General features: G+C 70.7%; 15 protein-coding genes. 9 read left to right on the forward strand and 6 right to left on the reverse strand.

The window, feature by feature from the left end:
- Positions 1-9: 9 nt before the first annotated feature.
- Together ACFWAR_RS08200 and ACFWAR_RS08205 are read right to left on the reverse strand one after the other, a co-directional pair.
- Complete coding sequence (locus ACFWAR_RS08200; protein ID WP_385774329.1) at positions 10-2,016, reverse strand: galactose oxidase-like domain-containing protein; 2,007 nt, start codon at positions 2,014-2,016, stop codon at positions 10-12.
- Between the two features lie 3 nt (positions 2,017-2,019).
- A complete protein-coding gene (locus ACFWAR_RS08205; protein ID WP_385774331.1) occupies positions 2,020-3,807 on the reverse strand; it encodes a glycosyltransferase family 2 protein in 1,788 nt (595 codons plus the stop codon).
- A 220-nt stretch (positions 3,808-4,027) separates the two neighbouring features.
- On the opposite strand from ACFWAR_RS08205, the gene ACFWAR_RS08210 reads away from it, so the two are divergent.
- The 4 genes from ACFWAR_RS08210 to ACFWAR_RS08225 all read left to right on the forward strand — a co-directional run bounded on the left by ACFWAR_RS08210 (position 4,028) and on the right by ACFWAR_RS08225 (position 7,993).
- Positions 4,028-5,257 carry an MFS transporter gene (locus ACFWAR_RS08210; protein WP_385774333.1) on the forward strand — a complete coding sequence of 410 codons (1,230 nt, stop codon included), beginning with the start codon at positions 4,028-4,030 and terminating at the stop codon, positions 5,255-5,257.
- Positions 5,258-5,278: 21 nt separating this feature from the next.
- Positions 5,279-5,788, forward strand: a complete 510-nt coding sequence (locus tag ACFWAR_RS08215; RefSeq protein WP_385774335.1) for a MarR family winged helix-turn-helix transcriptional regulator — start codon at positions 5,279-5,281, stop codon at positions 5,786-5,788.
- A gap of 63 nt (positions 5,789-5,851) precedes the next feature.
- Positions 5,852-6,187, forward strand: a complete 336-nt coding sequence (locus ACFWAR_RS08220; RefSeq protein WP_385774337.1) for a DUF3817 domain-containing protein — start codon at positions 5,852-5,854, stop codon at positions 6,185-6,187.
- A gap of 105 nt (positions 6,188-6,292) precedes the next feature.
- Positions 6,293-7,993, forward strand: a complete 1,701-nt coding sequence (locus ACFWAR_RS08225) for a methylmalonyl-CoA mutase (RefSeq protein WP_385774339.1) — start codon at positions 6,293-6,295, stop codon at positions 7,991-7,993.
- 43 nt (positions 7,994-8,036) lie between these two features.
- Here ACFWAR_RS08225 and ACFWAR_RS08230 read toward each other — a convergent pair whose 3' ends face one another.
- Positions 8,037-8,672 carry a TetR/AcrR family transcriptional regulator gene (locus ACFWAR_RS08230; RefSeq protein WP_385774341.1) on the reverse strand — a complete coding sequence of 212 codons (636 nt, stop codon included), beginning with the start codon at positions 8,670-8,672 and terminating at the stop codon, positions 8,037-8,039.
- 273 nt (positions 8,673-8,945) lie between these two features.
- On the opposite strand from ACFWAR_RS08230, the gene ACFWAR_RS08235 reads away from it, so the two are divergent.
- From ACFWAR_RS08235 to ACFWAR_RS08250, 4 genes are all read left to right on the forward strand, one after another.
- Positions 8,946-9,941 carry a tetratricopeptide repeat protein gene (locus tag ACFWAR_RS08235; RefSeq protein WP_385774343.1) on the forward strand — a complete coding sequence of 332 codons (996 nt, stop codon included), beginning with the start codon at positions 8,946-8,948 and terminating at the stop codon, positions 9,939-9,941.
- 607 nt (positions 9,942-10,548) lie between these two features.
- The gene (locus ACFWAR_RS08240) at positions 10,549-11,196 is read left to right on the forward strand and encodes a DUF6230 family protein (RefSeq protein ID WP_385774345.1); all 648 of its coding nucleotides are present in this window, start codon (positions 10,549-10,551) and stop codon (positions 11,194-11,196) included.
- A 116-nt stretch (positions 11,197-11,312) separates the two neighbouring features.
- The gene (locus ACFWAR_RS08245; protein WP_385774347.1) at positions 11,313-11,819 is read left to right on the forward strand and encodes a DUF6114 domain-containing protein; all 507 of its coding nucleotides are present in this window, start codon (positions 11,313-11,315) and stop codon (positions 11,817-11,819) included.
- Positions 11,809-13,125 (forward strand): hypothetical protein, encoded by a 1,317-nt coding sequence (locus tag ACFWAR_RS08250; protein ID WP_385774349.1) that lies wholly within the window; start codon positions 11,809-11,811, stop codon positions 13,123-13,125. The genes ACFWAR_RS08245 and ACFWAR_RS08250 overlap by 11 nt, the downstream gene beginning before the upstream one ends.
- A gap of 97 nt (positions 13,126-13,222) precedes the next feature.
- Here the strand turns inward: ACFWAR_RS08250 and pyk are convergent, their stop codons facing one another.
- The 3 genes from pyk to pta all read right to left on the reverse strand — a co-directional run bounded on the left by pyk (position 13,223) and on the right by pta (position 18,076).
- Entirely contained in the window at positions 13,223-14,653 is a 1,431-nt protein-coding gene (pyk, locus tag ACFWAR_RS08255) for a pyruvate kinase (RefSeq protein ID WP_385774351.1), read from the reverse strand.
- A 63-nt stretch (positions 14,654-14,716) separates the two neighbouring features.
- Positions 14,717-15,940 carry an acetate kinase gene (locus tag ACFWAR_RS08260; RefSeq protein ID WP_385774353.1) on the reverse strand — a complete coding sequence of 408 codons (1,224 nt, stop codon included), beginning with the start codon at positions 15,938-15,940 and terminating at the stop codon, positions 14,717-14,719.
- A gap of 54 nt (positions 15,941-15,994) precedes the next feature.
- On the reverse strand, positions 15,995-18,076 hold the full coding sequence (pta, locus tag ACFWAR_RS08265; RefSeq protein WP_385774355.1) for a phosphate acetyltransferase: 2,082 nt from the start codon (positions 18,074-18,076) through the stop codon (positions 15,995-15,997).
- Between the two features lie 322 nt (positions 18,077-18,398).
- Between pta and ACFWAR_RS08270 the strand changes: the two genes are divergently transcribed.
- Positions 18,399-19,424, forward strand: coding sequence for an ATP-dependent 6-phosphofructokinase (locus ACFWAR_RS08270; protein ID WP_385774357.1), 1,026 nt, complete (start codon positions 18,399-18,401; stop codon positions 19,422-19,424).
- Positions 19,425-19,461 lie beyond the last annotated feature (37 nt).

The raw sequence follows: 19,461 nt of genomic DNA on the forward strand, positions 1-19,461 counted from the left end.
GCCGGGCGCTCACTCGGGCGGCATCCACCCCACGTCCGAGGACGGCGGCGCCTTCTGCGGCGCCTTGACCCGGATCCACCGGGCCGCCGACGGCGTCCCGTCCGCATCGGCGACGAAGAGCATGTACCAGCCGGGCGGTACGAGCGTGGGGTCGCCCGGAACCTCCAGCGTGACGCCGTCCTTCGTCCGGGTCAGCCCCAGCTCGACGGAGCGCTGCTCGACGTCCGTGGAGTGCGTGACCGCGCTGGGCCGCATCAGCCGGGCCCGCTCGATCCGCTCCGGGTGCGGGCTCGGGAAGCCGACCCGGCCGCCCGGTTCCACCGCGTCGGGCCCCGCGCCGAGGACGGGCCGCCGCGCCGGGTCCCGGTAGAGGTAGGGCGGGGTGTACACCTCCAGCCGGTGCTCGAACTTGCCCAGCTTGGTGTTGTCCTTGTCCGCGAAGAGCGGGTCGGAGCCGAAGGTGGCCACCCGTCCGTCGGGCAGCAGGAGCGCCTCGGAGTGGTAGTCGCGGCCCACCGTGGGGTCGGCCGCGGCCACGAAGGAGTCGCTGCGCGGGTAGTAGAACTGCGCCTTGTGGATGTCGGAGGCGCCCCGGCCGCGGTAGTCGGTGGAGCCCCCGGTGGTGAAGACCGAGTCGTCGGGGAGCAGCACGCTGCTCAGGTACCGGGTGCCCTGCGGCAGCGGGGCGGTGGTGCGGAAGACGGGGGCGTCCGCCTTGAGGTCGATCACGGCGGTGCGGCGGGTGGAGAGCTTGGACTCGCCGACCCCGCCGCCGCCGAGCACCATCACCTTCTGGTCCTGGGCGGGCGGCAGCAGGACGGAGGAGGAGGTCTCCAACTGGTCGGTGTCGGTGAGCCCGCCGACCTTCTTGAACTCGTTCGTCGCCGGGTTCCACACGCCCGGCGCGCGGCCCTTGTCCTTGGGCCCGTAGCCCGCGTTGGAGCCGGTGTAGAGCAGGTTGCCGCCCTGGGTGAGGAAGAGGGCGGGGTAGGTGGGGAAGTAGTGGAAGGGCCCCTTGGTCCACTTCTTGGTCTGCGGGTCGTAGATCTCGTTGTCGCCCGGGACCACGTCGCCGACGTCGTTGAGGCCGGAGACGGCGAGCACCCGGCCGTCCTGGAGGCCGACGAGCGTCGGGTACCAGCGGGCGTCCTTCATGGGGTCGACGGGCACGTACTTCTCCGCCAGCGGATCGAACTCGTACGCCGACTTGATGCCCTGGAAGTCCTGCTTGACGGTGCTCAGCCGCTCGGCCAGACCGTAGACGTTGTCGGCGTCCTTGCCCCGCAGCCCGAGGACCTCGTACTGCGCCGCCTCGGTGGTCAGCCCCTGGCGGCCCTCCCGCACGGCCTCGACGAAGACCCGCGCCTCGGCGGCGGTCACCTTGGTGCGCCAGGGCTGCATCTGGCCGCCCCGCCCGTAGGTGATCTCGAACTCGCGCGTGGCCCTGGGCACGGTGACGTCGAAGCGGGAGACGTACTCGACCCCGGTCGGCGAGCGGAAGAGCGTCCCCTTCTTCAGGGTGACGGCCTTGTCGGGGCTCTCGTTCTTGACCCGCATGCCGCCGCCGGCCCGGGTCACCTTGCCGTCGAGCACCTCGTAGCGGGCGGTGCCGCCCGCCACCAGCAGCCGCCCGTCGGGCAGCTGGGCGTGCCCGGAGCAGAAGAAGTCCTCGGGGGTCGGGATCTTCTTGAAGGTGTCGTTCGAGGGGTCCCACAGGATGGTGTCGAAGGTGCCCTTGTCGAAGTTGCGCTGGTTGTTGCCGGAGCCCGCGATCAGCAGCACCTTGCCGGTGTGGAGCAGGGCCGCGTGCATGGCGTTGACCTTGTACCGGTCGGGGAGGTCGATCAGGTTCCACGAGCCGTACTGGATCTTGTAGCTGGACTGCCCGATCTTGTACGCGTGGTACTTGTCCCCGGCGAAGGAGAGCGTGGCCGGGGCGTTGAGCGCCACCAGCACGAGGGCCGCGCTCGCGCCCAGGGCCGTCTTCTTGAACCGCTTCGAGGGCCGGTAGGCCATGGGTCACTTCCCTCCTGATGTCGCGAGGGCCGGTTCCGGTTCCTCCCCGGGCTCGTGGCCGCCGCCCGCGGCGCCCCGGCCGCGCCGGGTCCCGGACCGGCCGCCGGCGCGGCGCGCGCGCAGGCGGGTCGCGGTCCAGACGGCGAGGGGGGCCAAGGCGATGCAGAGCGCGAGGACCGCCCAGACGCGCATGGCCACGTGGGTGTGGTCGTAGCGCACCGAGGCGGCCAGGGAGGCGATCAGTACGAGGGCCCAGAAGAGGTGGATCCGGAAGGTCGCCAGCCGGTCCGGGCTGGTGCCGCCGCCCTTGGGGGTGACGACGAAGGAGCCCCGGGTGCGCAGCACCGCGGAGCCGAGCGACTTCAGGTACACGGGGGCGCAGATCGCGGACATCGCCATGCCGGCCAGTCCGCCGGACCCCTCGGGCTCGTGGGGCGAGACGTTGTGGCGGCGGTTCCACAGGTAGAGGCCCACCTGGAGGGCGGCCGCGTCGGTGTACAGCATCAGCCAGACCTCGGAGGAGACCTGGGTGCCGGAGGCGCCGAGCCAGAGGAACAGCACGCAGCTGAGGATGCCGAGGAGCCAGTTCACCGCGGTCATCGGGTAGTACACGAGCATCAGCGTGTAGTTGAGCCAGCGGCCGGGCGGCATCCGGAAGAAACTCTTCCAGTACTGCCGGAAGAGGGTCTCGTAGGTCCCGCGCGACCAGCGCAGCTGCTGGGTGAAGAAGTCGGTCCAGGAGGCCGGGCCCTCGCCGACGGCGAGCACGTCCGGGGTGTAGACGGAGCGCCAGAACCGGCCGGTGGCGGGGTTGCGGCGCAGGTGCAGCTCGAAACCGGTGGCCATGTCCTCGGTGATCGAGTCGTACAGCCCGCCGACCTGGCGCAGTGCGCTGATCCGCACGGCGTTGTTGGTGCCGACGAACATCGGGGCGCCGTAGCGGTTGCCCGCGCGCTGGATCAGCGCGTGGAAGAGGTACTGCTGGGACTCGGCGGCCTTGGTGACGGAGGCGGTGTAGTTCCCGTAGACCTGCGGACCGACGACGAAGGCGGTGTCCGGGTCGCGGAAGTAGCCGAGCATCCGCTCCAGGAAGTCGGGGGTCGGCACGTGGTCGGTGTCGACCGAGGCGAAGAAGTCGTAGTCCTCCCCGTGCCCGGCCAGCCAGGAGTTGTAGTTGCCGTGCTTGGTCTTCGCGCGGTGGGCGCCCTTGCGGGTGTTCCACTCGGGTATGCCCTTGCGGGTGAAGTGCCGGACGCCGAGCTCCGCGCACAGCTCCCGGGCGGCCGGGTCGTCGCCCTCGTCGAGCAGCCAGACGTCGAGCGGTCCGTGGTGGCGGATGCCCACGGCGCCCCGGAGGGTGGTCCGCACCATGGCGAGCGGTTCCTTGCCGGGCACGTACGTCGTCAGGAACGCGACCCGGGTGCCGGGCTCGGCGGGGACCGGGACCGGATCGCGGGCCACCATGGTGGCGTGGGCGATGGACACCACGTTGACCAGCATGAAGAGCATGATCAGCGCGATGGCCACGAGCATCGCGGTGTCGCAGTGGACCAGCCAGCGGGCGGCGCCCTCGCGGACCGTCCAGTGGCTCGGCCAGACGAGGTAGAGGAAGAGCACGGCGGAGAGCACCGGCGCCAGGGTCATGAGCGCGACGGCGCGTATTCGATGCGGCTCGCGCGACAGGAGGGAGCGGTACTGGACCCGGTAGACACCGGTCGGACCCGGTTCCGGCTCCGTGAGCGGACCGGCGAGACGGCTGTGGGTCTCGTAGTCGAAGCCTTGCGGCCGCACGGTCCCTCCAGTGCTCGATCCAGAATCGATACGCCTACGAAAAGGGACAATCCTGGGCGTGTCGAACGGGATGCGGCCGAGCGGGCGATTCTCGTTCCCGGCCCGCCCCGTTGGGCCGTACAGGGGACCCCGGCCGCCGGTGGGGGCCGGGCACCCGCGGGAGATTCGGCTCGGCCCGAATCACTGGGGCGGGCCGTACGGCGGCGGCAGGCTGCGGAGCATGGCATCCGCACCTCCCGGCTACGGCGCGGCCTTCCGCGTCCGCGAGTTCCGCTCCGTCTTCGCCGCCCACCTCATGTCCGTCCTCGGCCTCGTCGTCGCGGAGATCTCGCTCACCGTCCTGGTCTTCCGGGCGACCGGCTCCCCGCTCCTGAGCGCCCTCACCTTCGCCCTCGGCTTCCTCCCCTACGCCCTCGGCGGCACGCTCCTCGCCGGGATCGCCGACCGCCTTCCCGCCCGCCGGGTGCTCGTCACCTGCGACCTGATCTGCGCGCTGTGCGCCGCCGCGATGGTGGCGCCGGGGACCCCCGTCGCCCTGCTCTTCGTCCTGCGCTGCGCCATGGCCTTCGTCGCGCCGCTCTTCCAGGGCACCCGCAGCGCCTCGCTCGCCGACATCCTCGGCGACGGCGACGCCTTCGTCCTCGGCCGCTCGCTGCTGCGGATGGTGGCCCAGAGCGCCCAGCTCGTCGGCTTCGGCATCGGCGGGATCCTGCTCACCGCGGTCCCGCCGCGCGGGGCGATCGCGATCACCGCCGCGACCTTCGTCTGCTCCGCCCTGCTGCTGCGGTTCGGGACCCGCGCCCGTCCGGCCCGGGCCACCGGCGCCGGTCGGACCTCGCCCTTCGCCGCGGTCGGGGCCGTCTTCGGGGACCGCCGGCTCCGCGCGGTCACCCTGATGTTCTGGCTGCCGCCGCTCTTCCTCGTCGTACCGGAGGCGCTGATGGCGCCGTACGCCGAGGAGCTCGGCGCCGGTACGGTCGCGCTCGGCCTGCTGATGTGCGCGATGCCCGTCGGCACCATCACCGGCGAACTCTGGGCGGGCTCCGCGCTCGGGGCCGCCGCCCGCTCCCGGATCGTGGCCCCGCTGGCGACCGTGGGCCTGCTCCCGCTGCTCGGGTACGCCGTCCGCCCGGGGGTGTGGCCGCTGGCGGCCCTCCTGCTGGCCGCCGGCCTGGCGCACGCCTACACCCTCGGCCTCGACCAGTGGTACGTGGACGCGGTCCCCGACGCGCTGCGCGGGCGGGCCATGACCCTGCTGAGCACCGGGTTGATGACCCTCCAGGGCGTGGGCATGGCGCTGGCGGGGCTCGCGGCGGAGTTCTGGCCCGTGCACGCGGTAGTGGTGGGGTCCGGGGTGCTCGGCACCGGCTGCGTGCTGTTCCTGCTGGCCGAACTGCGGGCGAGCACCCCGTCCGGGTCGAAGTGTGAGACGGCCCCCGCCCTCAAATGACCGGCGGGTAGGGTCGGGTGCGTGCCCAAGCCGCTCAGTCTCCCCTTTGACCCCATCGCCCGCGCCGACGAACTCTGGCAGCGGCGCTGGGGGCCGGTGCCCTCGATGGCCGCGATCACCTCGATCATGCGGGCGCACCAGATCCTGCTCGGCGAGGTCGACGCGGTGGTGAAGCCGTACGGACTCACCTTCGCGCGCTACGAGGCGCTCGTCCTGCTGACCTTCTCCAAGGCCGGCGAGCTGACGATGTCGAAGATCGGCGAGCGGCTGATGGTGCACCCGACCTCGGTGACCAACACCGTCGACCGCCTGGTCCGCTCCGGCCTGGTCGCCAAGCGCCCCAACCCGAACGACGGCCGCGGCACGCTCGCCTCGATCACGGACAAGGGGCGCGAGGTCGTGGAGGCGGCGACCCGGGACCTGATGGCGATGGAGTTCGGGCTGGGCGCCTACGACGCGGAGGAGTGCGGCGAGATCTTCGCGCTGCTGCGGCCGCTGCGGGTGGCCGCGGACGACTTCGACGAGAAGTAGGCCGCCGGAGCCGGTCCGGGCCCCCGTCAAGATCGCGCAAAACGGACGGCTAGGCTCAGGGCCATGAAGAAAAGCGTGCTGACCCGCTACCGGGTGATGGCCTTCGCCACCGCCATCATGCTGCTGGTGCTGTGCACCTGCATGATTTTCAAGTACGGCTTCGACAAGGGCGCCGACCTGACCTTCGTGGTGTCCCAGGCCCACGGCGTGCTCTTCATGATCTACCTGGTCTTCGCCTTCGACCTCAGCTCCAAGGCCAAGTGGTCCTTCGGCAAGATGCTGTGGGTCATGGTCTCCGGCACGATCCCGCTCGCCGCGTTCTTCGTCGAGCGCAAGGTGCGCGCCGAGGTCGAGCCCCTGGTGAGCGGCGCCCCCGTGCCCGCGACCGCCAAGGCCTGAGGCCGGCCGCTCCGCACTGGAGCGGCACTCGATTTCCTCCACCCCGGGACGACTTCCCGGGGTGGGCCATCGACATTTACTAGGACGTCCTAGTAAATTCGAAGCATGGACGCTGACGCCATCGAGCAAGGCCGCCTTCGCTGGCAGGCCCGTTACGACAGGGCCCGCACCCGCGAGGCCGACTTCACCACGCTCTCCGGCGACGAGGTCGAACCGGTGTACGGCCCCCGACCCGGAGACACCTACGAGGGCTTCGAGCGCATCGGCTGGCCGGGGGAGTACCCGTACACCCGCGGCCTGCACGCCACCGGCTACCGCGGGCGGACCTGGACCATCCGGCAGTTCGCCGGCTTCGGCAACGCCGAGCAGACCAACGAGCGCTACAAGATGATCCTGGCGGCGGGCGGCGGCGGCCTCTCGGTCGCCTTCGACATGCCGACCCTGATGGGCCGCGACTCCGACGACCCGCGCGCCCTCGGCGAGGTCGGGCACTGCGGCGTCGCCATCGACTCCGCCGCCGACATGGAGGTCCTGTTCAAGGACATCCCGCTCGGCGACGTCACCACCTCGATGACGATCAGCGGGCCCGCCGTGCCCGCCTTCTGCATGTACCTCGTCGCCGCCGAGCGCCAGGGCGTCGACCCCGCCGTCCTCAACGGCACGCTGCAGACCGACATCTTCAAGGAGTACATCGCCCAGAAGGAGTGGCTCTTCGAACCCGAGCCGCACCTGCGCCTCATCGGCGACCTGATGGAGTACTGCGCCCGGGGCATCCCCGCCTACAAGCCGCTCTCCGTCTCCGGTTACCACATCCGCGAGGCCGGGGCGACGGCCGCCCAGGAGCTGGCGTACACCCTCGCGGACGGCTTCGGCTACGTCGAACTCGGTCTCTCGCGCGGCATGGACGTGGACGTCTTCGCCCCCGGCCTGTCCTTCTTCTTCGACGCGCACCTCGACTTCTTCGAGGAGATCGCCAAGTTCCGCGCCGCCCGCCGGATCTGGGCGCGCTGGATGAAGGAGGTCTACGGGGCGCAGTCCGACAAGTCGATGTGGCTGCGCTTCCACACCCAGACGGCCGGCGTCTCCCTCACCGCCCAGCAGCCGTACAACAACGTCGTCCGCACGGCCGTCGAGGCCCTCGCCGCGGTCCTCGGCGGCACCAACTCCCTGCACACCAACGCCCTCGACGAGACCCTCGCGCTGCCGAGCGAGCAGGCCGCCGAGATCGCGCTGCGCACGCAGCAGGTGCTGATGGAGGAGACCGGGGTGGCCAATGTGGCCGACCCGCTCGGCGGTGCCTGGTACGTCGAGCAGCTTACCGACCGGATCGAGGCGGACGCCGAGAAGATCTTCGACCAGATCAAGGAGCGCGGACTGCGCGCCCACCCGAACGGGCAGCACCCGATCGGGCCGATCACCTCGGGCATCCTGCGCGGCATCGAGGACGGTTGGTTCACCGGCGAGATCGCCGAGTCGGCCTTCCAGTACCAGCGTTCGCTGGAGAAGGGCGACAAGCGGGTCGTCGGCGTCAACGTGCACCACGGCTCCGTCACCGGCGACCTGGAGATCCTCCGGGTCAGCCACGAGGTCGAGGTGGTCCAGGTCCGCGAACTGGCGGAGCGCAAGGCCCGCCGGGACGACGCGAAGGTGCGGGCCGCCCTGGACGCGATGCTGGCCGCCGCGCGCGACGGCTCGAACATGATCCCGGCCATGCTGGACGCCGTACGGGCCGAGGCGACGCTCGGCGAGATCTGCAACGTGCTCCGCGACGAATGGGGCACCTACACGGAGCCGCCCGGCTTCTGATCCCCGGGACCTCCCGCTCCCCGCACCGCCCGCTGGGCGCGTCTCAGGCCGTACCGGCCCGGGCCGCGCCCAGCAGTCCGTGCATCAGCAGGGCGGTGAAGGTGGCGACCCAGGCCTCGTCCACCGGCTCCGCGCTGACCAGGGCGCGGTGCACGACCGTGCCCGCGATGACGTCGAAGATCAGGTCCGTGGTGTCCCCGGCGACGTGCGGGTCGGCCTCGTAGGGCAGCTCGCCGCGGGCCTGGGCGCGTTCGCGGCCCAGTACGACGAGACGTTTCTGCCGGTCCACGATGGCCGACCGGATCCGGTCGCGCAGCGCCTCGTCGTGGGTGGACTCGGAGACCACCGCCATGAGCGCCGTACGGGCCTCCGGGCGCCGCAGCAGCTCCGCGAAGCGCAGGACGACGTACTCGATGTCGCCCTGGAGCGAGCCCCGGTCGGGGAGCTCCAGGGAGTCGAAGAGCTCGGCGACGGCGTCCACGACGAGCTCGTTCTTGCCCGCCCAGCGCCGGTAGAGCGTGGTCTTGGCGACCCCGGCGCGGGTCGACACGTCGCCCATGGTCAGCTTGGACCAGCCGAGTTCCACCAGCGCGTCCCGTGTGGCGGCGAGGATCGCGGCGTCCGCGGCGGCGCTGCGGGGGCGGCCGGTGCGGCCGGAACCGGAGACGGGGTTGCGCATGGACGGTGACCATACCCGCCAGTAGCGCAACCGGGACGACCCCGGACGGTGTGGTTCAGATCACGGGGCGCGAGGGGCCGCGGGGAGTTACGCTACGGCTCGTAGCGTAAGAGCGACAACCACGCGAAGCTACGGCGCCAGGTGGGGACCCGGCGCCACAGCGGTTCAGGTGCACGGCAGTTCGGACGGGGTCCGGCCGTGGAGCAGTGCAGTTTTACGACGTCTTTCACGAGGTCTTTTCGTCGGCGCGCGCACACGGGGGAGGATGTACGCATGCAGCCCAGAAACATGTCCATGAGCGGCGTCGTCGACCTCGCCGCGGTGAAGGCGGCCGGCGAGGCCAAGGCGAAGGCGGAGCAGGCGCGTGCGGCCGCGGCCCGGCAGGGCGGCGGCTCCGACGCCGGCGTCCCCGGTGCCGTGGCGCCGTCGGCGCTCGTCATCGATGTCGACGAGGCCGGTTTCGAACTCGACGTGCTCGAACTCTCCCACCAGGTACCGGTCGTCATCGACTTCTGGGCCGAGTGGTGCGAGCCGTGCAAGCAGCTCAGCCCGGTGCTGGAACGCCTGATCACCGGAGCCAACGGCCGACTGGTTCTGGCCAAGATTGACGTCGACGCCAACCAGATGCTGATGCAGCAGTTCGGCGTCCAGGGCATTCCCGCCGTGTTCGCGGTCGTCGCCGGTCAGGCGCTGCCGCTGTTCCAGGGCGCGGTGCCCGAGCAGCAGATCCGCGAGACCCTCGGCCAGCTCATCCAGGTCGCCGAGGAGCGCTACGGCCTCACCGGCATCGTGGTCGACCCCTCCGGTGGGGGCGCCGCGGGCGCCGCCGGTGCGGACGAGGAGCCGCAGGGCCCGTACGACGCGCTGCTCGAAGCGGCCGTCGTCGCGTTGGACGGGGGCGACCTGGGCGGAGCCGTCCAGGCGTACAAGAACGTACTGGCCGACGATCCGGCCAACAGCGAGGCCAAGCTGGGTCTGGCCCAGGCCGAACTCCTCGCGCGGGTGCAGCACATGGACCCGCAGGAAGTGCGCGCCGCGGCGGCCGCCAACCCGACCGATCCGGCGGCGCAGATCGCCGCGGCCGACCTGGACATGGCCGGTGGTCACGTCCAGGACGCCTTCGGGCGACTGGTGGACGCGGTGCGCGTCACGGCGGGTGACGACCGGGACGCGGTGCGGGTCCGGCTGCTGGAGCTGTTCGAGGTCATCGGCGCGGACGACCCGCGGGTCCCGGCGGCGCGCACGGCGCTGGCCCGGGTGCTCTTCTAGGGCCGCCCCGGGGCCGCTCCCGCAGCTCGCTCGCGGGTCGGTGGACCGTCGACGATTTATTGACACGGAGATAAACAGCGGCCGCGCTTTGCCAAAACTTGGCAATCGCGGCCGCTGTTACTCGTAGTAAGCCGAACCCCGTGAACTGTCCGGTTGGTTCGCTCTTGCGCCCATCTGTCGTGGCCATGGGTGACACCCTGTGTTGCTGCTCGACGGCGACGTGTCGCACGGGGGTTATCCAGCCGTTACCCGCCAGTAACGAACCCCCTTGTGCCCCGGCCGGTAATGGACAACGATCGGCCACGCTCGGTCCATCCCGCAGCGCCGGTCACCCGGAACCGCGAGGATGGGTCCCCACCGAGCCGGCCGGTGGCAGTGGCACCGGCCGTGGGACAGGGGGGTCGCCACCACCCGGTGGTGCCTGTCCTCATCAGGTTGCGCGAACGCGTGGCCCAGTGGTTGTCGCTCGGGGGTGATCGCCGGTGTTCCTGACGCGGCACAGCCGTGACTCGGCCGCCTGCGCTCCTTCCCGAGGACGTAGCACTTCTCCCATCCCAGGACGGGCAGGGCCCGGACCGGAGATGTACGTCCGATGAGGAGGAACAACATGAATTCCCAGGTTCGTGGTGGGACCAGATGGAAGCGCTTCGCTCTCGTCATGGTGCCGAGCATCGCGGCCACCGCCGCGGTGGGCGTGGGTCTGGCGCAGGGTGCCCTCGCGGCGTCCTTCAGCGTCTCGGGCCAGGACTTCAAGGTGTCGGCCGACGAGCTCGTCGGTGACAACCTGATCCAGTACGGCAGCGTGGCCAAGGGCAAGACCCTCGGCGACGCCAACAAGGACGCGTACCACCCGGTCACCATCTCCGGGTTCAGTCACGCCGAGATCACCAACATGTGCCAGTCGCTGGTCACCCCGGTGCCCGGCCTCGGCAACATCACCCTGCAGCTGCGGACCGGCAACAAGGGCCGTCCCGCCGTCGCGGAGAACATCTACCTCGATGTCGCCGAGCTGGACGCGGACGCCAAGTTCGAGCAGCTCGACATCGGTGTCGCGGTCGGCGACCCGAGCCACACCACCAAGCCGGTGGCGGGCACGGTGTCCGACGGTGGTCTCTTCTCGCAGCGCGCGAAGAAGGCCACGCTGACCAACGTGCGGCAGAAGGCATGGGCGACGACGGCGGGCACCTTCACGCTGCCGGACCTCAAGCTGCGTCTGCTCAGCGGTGACCAGCCGTGCTACCAGGACGCCAAGTAGTCCGTCCGGTCGCTTGAACCGGCCGGGTGGGCGCGGTGGCGGATCCGCCGCCCCGTCCGCCCGTCCGGGCGCTCCACGTAGTTCTCCGTACGACCGTTTTCAGGGAGCTGTTGTCCATGTACCCCGAGGCCCCCGTAACCCCGGCAGATGATCACTGGTTCACGGCGCTGCGGTACCGGTTCCGCGCCTGGCGCGGTGCCCGGCCGTTCTGGGCGGGAGTCTTCACGCTGCTCGGTGGCATCCCGATCGCGTACTTCCCGTACGCGGACGTCCGGTTGGGCAACATCACGATCGCCATGGCGACGACGGCCGGCGCGGGCTCACTGATCATCGGTGTCCTGCTGGTCACGCTCGGCTTCGCCCTCTGGTTCCAGCAGAGCATCAGGATCTTCGCCGGTGTCGCCACGATCCTGCTCGGACTGGTGTCCCTGCCGGTGTCCAACATCGGTGGCTTCATGCTGGGCTTCCTGGCCGCGCTGATCGGCGGCTGCCTCGCCCTGGCGTGGGCGCCCGGCAGGCCCGTCGAGCCCGAGGTCGACCTGCCCGCTCCCCGTGAGGCGGAAACGGACCACGCTTCCCAGACGACTGCCCACGCCGATGGCGGGAGGAACAGTGCGGGGTGACGAAACGCAAAGGGGCCAGTCCCCGGGCGAAGAGTCCCGTGAGAGAAGGGGCCCGCGCCACGCGGCGCCCAGGAAGTCGCTGCTGACCAAGCTCCAGATACCCGTCGGCAAGACGATGGCGCTGGCGGCGATGCCGACCGCGGTCTTCGTCGGGATGGGCATGGCGCCGAAGATGGCGCTGGCCGACGACAAGGAGATCCCGTTCGCGCCCGGACCGTGCGTCACGCGGTCCGACGAGCCCACGGAATCGCCCTCCCCGTCGGCATCGACCTCCAAGAGCCCCTCTCCGAGTACGTCGCCCAGCGCGACCCCCTCGGCGGGAGTCCCGGTGGTCCCGGCCCCCTCGGCCTCCGCGTCGGCGGCCAAGCCCGCGACCAAGCAGGGCGGCGGCGCCTCGCAACCGGCGAAGCCGGGGGTTCCGGCCGCCTCGCCGTCCGCGAGCGCCTCCCCGTCGGCGACCAAGACCCCGAACCCGCTGGACCCGCTGGGTCTGGGCGACACGGTCAAGGACTTCTTCGACGAGCTCGGCAAGCCCCTCAAGGGTGCCAAGGGTGCGGCCACGCCCGCGCCCGCCACCACCCCGAGCGCGAAGCCGAAGCCCGACCCGGCCGCGGACTCGATCCGCGAGGCGGCGAAGAACGCCGGCGTCTCGGTCTCGGAGCTGTCGCAGGACGTCAAGGACACCGCGAAGGCGGCGAAGGACGAGACCGGCGCATCGGACGCGGACAAGGACGAGAAGGACGCCAAGGACAAGGACGCGAAGGACAAGGACAAGGACGGCAAGGCCGACGACGGCAAGACGGTCGACGGCAAGACGCCCTTCCCCTGCCCGACCCTGGACGCCCAGGCCCTGGCCAACGCCAAGCTGGAGCAGAGCGCGCCGGTCCTGCCCGACGAGCCCTGGTACCTCGACAGCTCGCTGCTGACCCTCTACGGCCTGGACTACGCGGGCATCGTCGAGGTGAAGACGGCGAACGGCAGCACCAAGAAGGTCCTGAAGTTCACGGCGGACTCGCTCGACATCAAGGACCTCTACCAGACGGTCGGCAAGAGCGGGAACGTCGCGCACCTCAAGTCCCGTCCGGGCTCCACGTCCACGATCCGCGGCGGCACGGTGACGATGTACACCGAGAGCCTCAAGGGGAACCTGTTCGGGCTCATCCCGATCGAGTTCACCCCGAACACCCCGCCGCCGCTGAACGTCCCCTTCGCGTTCTTCACGAACGTCAAGGTCGTCCAGGCGGGCCAGTTCGGCGGCAACCTGACCGTTCCCGGTCTGCACAACTACATCGGTCCGCCGGAGTAGGCGCGGCCGGTCCACGTGACGCACCGAGGGCGGCACCCCGATCGATCGGGGTGCCGCCCTCGTGTGCGTGCGGCGCGGGCGCCGCGCCACGGCGGCGTCAGGCGCCGGTGGCGCCGTTCAGGTGGTGGACGCGGACCATGTTGGTCGTGCCCGGGACGCCGGGGGGCGAACCGGCCGTGATGATCATGGTGTCGCCCTGGTTGTAGCGCCCGAGCTTGAGCAGCTCGTCGTCCACGAGGTCGACCATCGCGTCGGTGTTGTCGACGTGGCGGACCACGTACGACTCGACGCCCCAGCTCAGCGACAGCTGGTTGCGGGTGCTCTCGCTGGTCGTGAAGGCCAGGATCGGCTGGACCGCGCGGTAGCGCGACAGGCGGCGGGCCGTGTCACCGGAGTGGGTGAAGGCGACCAGGGCCTTGCCGTCGAGGAAGTCGGCGATCTCGCAGGCCGCACGGGCGACGGAGCCGCCCTGGGTGCGCGGCTTCTTGCCCGGGACCAGCGGCTGCAGGCCCTTGGAGAGCAGCTCTTCCTCGGCCGCGACGACGATCTTCGACATCGTCTTGACGGTCTCGATCGGGTAGGCGCCGACCGAGGACTCGGCCGACAGCATGACCGCGTCGGCCCCGTCGAGGATGGCGTTCGCGACGTCGGAGGCCTCGGCGCGGGTCGGCCGCGAGTTGGTGATCATCGACTCCATCATCTGGGTCGCGACGATCACCGGCTTGGCGTTGCGGCGGCACATCTCGATGAGCCGCTTCTGGACCATCGGGACCTTTTCGAGCGGGTACTCGACGGCCAGGTCGCCACGGGCCACCATGACCGCGTCGAAGGCGTCGACGACGGCCTCCATGTTGGCGACCGCCTGCGGCTTCTCGACCTTGGCGATGACGGGGACCCGGCGGCCCTCCTCGTCCATGACCTTGTGGACGTCCTTGACGTCGTTGGCGTCACGGACGAAGGACAGGGCGACCATGTCGCAGCCCATCCGCAGGGCGAAGCGGAGGTCGTCGACGTCCTTCTCGGACAGGGCCGGGACGTTGACGGCGGCACCCGGCAGGTTGATGCCCTTGTGGTCGGAGATGACACCGCCCTCGATGACGATGGTCTTGACCCGCGGGCCGTCGACCTCGGTCACCCGGAGCTCGACGTTGCCGTCGTTGATCAGGACCTGGTCGCCCTTGGAGACGTCACCCGGCAGACCCTTGTAGGTGGTGCCGCAGATGGACTTGTCGCCCGGGACGTCCTCGGTGGTGATGGTGAACTCGTCACCGCGCACCAGCTCGACGGGACCCTCGGCGAAGGTTTCCAGACGGATCTTGGGACCCTGGAGGTCGGCGAGGACGCCGACGGCACGCCCGGTGTCCGCGGAGACCTTCCGGACGCGGTCGTACCGCTCCTGGTGTTCTGCCTGGGATCCGTGGCTGAAGTTGAATCGGGCCACGTTCATACCTGCCTCGATGAGCGCTTTCAGCTGCTCATACGAGTCGACGGCGGGGCCCAGCGTGCAGACGATTTTGGAACGGCGCATGGAGCGGATCCTATCGGTTTGTTTCGTAGCGGAATATTCCGTCTGGTGGAAAGTCCAAAGTGACTAACGGGTAACCAGCTCGTACGCCTGCGTGGCGATCTCCAGCTCCTCCTCCGTCGGCACCACGGCCACGGCCACCCGGGCGTACTCGGCCGAGATCAGCCGGGGCTCGGAGGAGCGCACCGCGTTGGCCTCCAGGTCCAGGGCGAGCCCCAGCTCGGCGAGACCGTCCACGGCAGCTTCCCGCACCTGGTGGGCGTTCTCGCCGACCCCGGCCGTGAACACCACCGCGTCCACCCGGCCGAGCACGGCCGAGTAGGCACCGATGTACTTCTTCAGGCGGTGGACGTACGCCGCGAAGGCGACGCTCGCCGCCTCGTCGCCCTCGCCCGCGCGCCGCAGCACCTCGCGCATGTCGTTGTCCCCGCACATGCCCAGCAGACCGCTCTTCTTGTTCAGGAGCGAATCGATCTCATCCACCGAGAGGCCGCCCACCCGGGCCAGGTGGAAGACGACGGCCGGATCGAGGTCCCCGGAGCGGGTTCCCATGACCAGGCCCTCCAGCGGGGTGAGCCCCATGGAGGTCTCCACGCACACCCCGCCGCGGACCGCCGACGCCGAGGCGCCGTTGCCCAGGTGCAGCACGATGACGTTCACGTCCTCGGGCGCCTTGCCCAGCAGCGCGGCGGCCGTGCGGGACACGTAGGCGTGCGAGGTGCCGTGGAAGCCGTACCGCCGGATGGAGTACTTGTCGGCGGTCGCGGCGTCGATCGCGTACCGGGCCACGTACTCCGGCATCGTCGAGTGGAAGGCCGTGTCGAAGACCGCGACCTGCGGGAGGTCCGCGCGCAGCGCGCGGGCCACCTCGATGCCGGTCACGTTCGCCGGGTTGTGCAGCGGCGCCAGCGGCACGAGCGCGCGGATCTCCGCCAGCACCTCGTCGTCGATGACGGTCGGCCGGGTGAACTTGGTGCCGCCGTGCACCACCCGGTGGCCGATGGCGGCCAGTTCGGGGGAGTCCAGGCCCATGCCGTCGGCGGCCAGCTCGGCCGCGACGGCCGTCAGGGCCGCCCGGTGGTCGGCGATCGGCCCGAGGACCTCCCGCTTCGCCTCACCGGCCTCCGGGCCCGGGGCGTCGGTGAGCCGTTCGTGCACCAGCCGGGAGGTCTCCTCGCCGATGCGCTCCACCAGCCCGACGGCCAGGCGGGACCGGTCCGCCATGTCGAGCAGCTGGTACTTGACCGACGAGGAGCCGGAGTTGAGGACGAGTACGCGCGATGCGGTCACGGGTGCGGAACCTTCTCGTGTGGGGGGTGCGGGGTGGTCGTGCGTCGTGCGGGGTCAGCCCGCGGCGGGCTTGGACTGGGCCTGGATCGCGGTGATCGCCACCGTGGTGACGATGTCCTGGACCAGCGCGCCGCGCGAGAGGTCGTTGACCGGCTTGCGCAGGCCCTGCAGGACCGGGCCGACCGCCACGGCGCCCGCGGAGCGCTGCACGGCCTTGTAGGTGTTGTTGCCGGTGTTCAGGTCCGGGAAGATCAGTACGGTCGCCCGCCCGGCGACCTCGGACTCCGGCAGCTTGGTCGCCGCCACGGACGGCTCGACGGCGGCGTCGTACTGGATCGGGCCCTCGATCAGCAGGTCCGGGCGCTGCGCGCGGACGATCTCGGTGGCCTTGCGGACCTTGTCGACGTCCGCGCCCGAACCGGAGGTGCCGGTCGAGTACGAGAGCATCGCGATCCGCGGCTCCAGCCCGAAGGCGGCGGCGGTGGTGGCCGACTGGATGGCGATGTCGGCCAGTTGCTCGGCGTTGGGGTCCGGGTTCACGGCGCAGTCGCCGTAGGCGAGGACCTTGTCGGCCAGGCACATGAAGAAGACCGAGGAGACGATGGACGCCTCCGGCTTGGTCTTGATGATCTCGAAGGCGGGCCGGATGGTGGCGGCGGTCGAGTGCACCGCGCCGGAGACCATGCCGTCGGCCAGACCCTCCTGGACCATCAGCGTGCCGAAGTAGTTCACGTCCGTGACCACGTCGTTGGCCAGCTCGACCGTCATGCCCTTGTGGGCGCGGGCCGCGGCGTAGTACTCGGCGAACCGTTCCCGCAGCGGCGAGGTGCCCGGGTCGATCAGCTGCGCCGCGCTGATGTCGATGCCGAGGTCGGCGGCCTTCTTCAAGATCGCCTGCTCCTCGCCCAGCAGGGTCAGGTCGCACACCCCGCGGCGCAGCACCACGTCCGCGGCGCGCAGCACCCGCTCCTCGGTGCCCTCGGGCAGGACCACCCGGCGCCGCTCGGAGCGGGCCTGCTCCAGCAGCTCGTGCTCGAACATCATCGGCGTGACCCGGGTGGAGCGGGTGAGCGAGATGCGGTCGCGCAGCGCGGCCGTGTCGACGTGCCGCTCGAAGAGGCCGAGCGCGGTCTCCAGCTTGCGCGGGGTCGCGGAGTTCAGTCGGCTCTGCAGCGCGAAGAGTTCGGCGGCGGTCGGGAAGCTGTTGCCCGCGACGGAGACGACCGGGGTGCCGGGCGCCAGCTTCGAGGCCAGCGTCAGGATGTCCTTGCCGGGGCGCTCGTTCAGGGTCAGCAGCACGCCGGCGATCGGCGGGGTGCCGGAGGTGTGCGCGGCGAGCGCGCCGATGACCAGGTCGGAGCGGTCCCCGGGGGTGACGACCAGGCAGCCGGGGGTCAGCGCGTTCAGGAAGTTCGGCAGCATGGCGCCGCCGAAGACGAAGTCCACGGCGTCGCGGGCCAGCCCGGCCTCGTCGCCGAGCAGCACCTCGCCGCCCAGCGCCCGGGTGATCTGGGCGACGGTCGGCGCGGAGAGTGTCTTGTCGTCCGGCAGCACGTAGCAGGGCACGGGAAGGCGCGCGGCCAGCCGCTCGGCTATCACCTCGCGGTCCTCGGCGACGACCCGGTTGACGATCACGGCCACGACCTCGCAGCCCAGGCTCTCGTAGGCCCGGTAGGCGTTGCGGGTCTCCGCGCGGACCGACTCGGCGGTCTGCTTGGTGCCGCCGACCACCGGGACGACGACCGCGCCCAGCTCGTTGGCGAGGCGGGCGTTGAGCGCCAGCTCGTCCGGGAGGTTGGTGTCGGCGTAGTCGGTGCCGAGGACCAGCATGACCTCGTAGTCGCGGGCCGCCCGGTGGTAGCCGTCGACGAGCTGCGAGACCAGTTCGTCGGCCCCCTTCTCGGCGAGCAGCGCGGAGGCCTCGTGGTACTCCATGCCGAAGGCGGTGGAGGGCTCCTGGTCGAGCCGGTAGCGCGCCTTGAGCAGGTCGAAGAGGCGGTCGGGTCCGTCGTGCAGCAGCGGGCGGTACACGCCCACCCGGCCCGTCTGGCGGGTCAGCAGCTCCATGAGCCCGAGCTCGATGACCTGCCGGCCGTCCCCCCGGTCGATGCCGGTCACGTACACGCTGCGCGTCACGCGTGCTCTCCGTCCATGTGTGTCGGTTGGCGGCGTCACCACCGGCCCCGGACGGGGCAGGATGCGGATCTTCCGAGTCAATTTACCCATTTAGTATGGGCTTGCCCTCTTGACAATACCTCTGCTGATGGATAGGGCGCCCGCCGGGAAAAAGGCCTGTCCAGGGGGGTCGAAAGGCCCTCGGGGGGCAGTCGCTCGAAGCGCGGCCCACCGGTGGCCCGTGGAACAATCGGACAGGCTTCATCAATACGGCCTTCATCTGTACGGTGGTCCGCCCGCACGCGGGCCGCTCGGTACGACCAGGAGCAGGAGACACAGCACGATGCGTATCGGAGTTCTCACCGCAGGCGGCGACTGCCCGGGCCTCAACGCTGTCATCCGGTCGGTCGTCCACCGTGCCGTGGTCGGACACGGCGACGAAGTCATCGGCTTCGAGGACGGTTTCAAGGGTCTCCTCGACGGTCACTACCGCCCCCTCGACATCAACGCGGTCAGTGGCATTCTGGCCCGCGGCGGAACGATTCTCGGCTCAGCCCGGATGGAGCGCGCCCGGCTGCACGAGGCCGCCGAGAACGCGGTGGAGCTGGCGCAGCGGTACGAGATCGACGCCCTCATCCCGATCGGCGGCGAGGGCACGCTGACCGCGGCCCGGATGCTGTCGGACGCGGGCATGCCGGTGGTCGGCGTACCGAAGACCATCGACAACGACATCTCCTCCACCGACCGCACCTTCGGCTTCGACACCGCCGTCATGGTGGCCACCGAGGCGATCGACCGGCTCAAGACCACCGCCGAATCGCACCAGCGCGTGATGGTCGTCGAGGTCATGGGGCGCCACGCGGGCTGGATCGCCCTGGAGTCCGGCATGGCGGGCGGCGCCCACGGCATCTGCCTGCCGGAGCGGCGGTTCGAGGTCGACGCCCTGGTGAAGATGGTGGAGGAACGATTCGCCCGCGGCAAGAAGTTCGCGGTCATCTGCGTCGCCGAGGGCGCGCACCCGGCCGACGGCTCCATGCCGTACGAGAAGGGCGCGATCGACCAGTACGGTCACGAGCGCTTCGCCGGGATCGGCAACCGCCTGGCCGTCGAGCTGGAGCGGCGCCTGGGCAAGGAAGCCCGCCCGGTCATCCTCGGCCACGTCCAGCGCGGCGGCACCCCGACCGCGTACGACCGCGTCCTCGCCACCCGCTTCGGCTGGCACGCCGTCGAGGGCGTCCACCGCGGCGACTTCGGCAACATGACCGCGCTGCGCGGCACCGACATCGTCATGGCCCCCCTCGCGCAGGCCGTCACCGAGCTGAAGACCGTCCCCGAGGACCGCATGTACGAGGCCGAATCGGTCTTCTAGGCCCCGCCATCCGACTCCGCGCCCGGGACCTTCGTCC

This window comes from Streptomyces sp. NPDC059917 (genome assembly GCF_042730635.1).
Classification (GTDB): Bacteria; Actinomycetota; Actinomycetes; order Streptomycetales; family Streptomycetaceae; genus Streptomyces.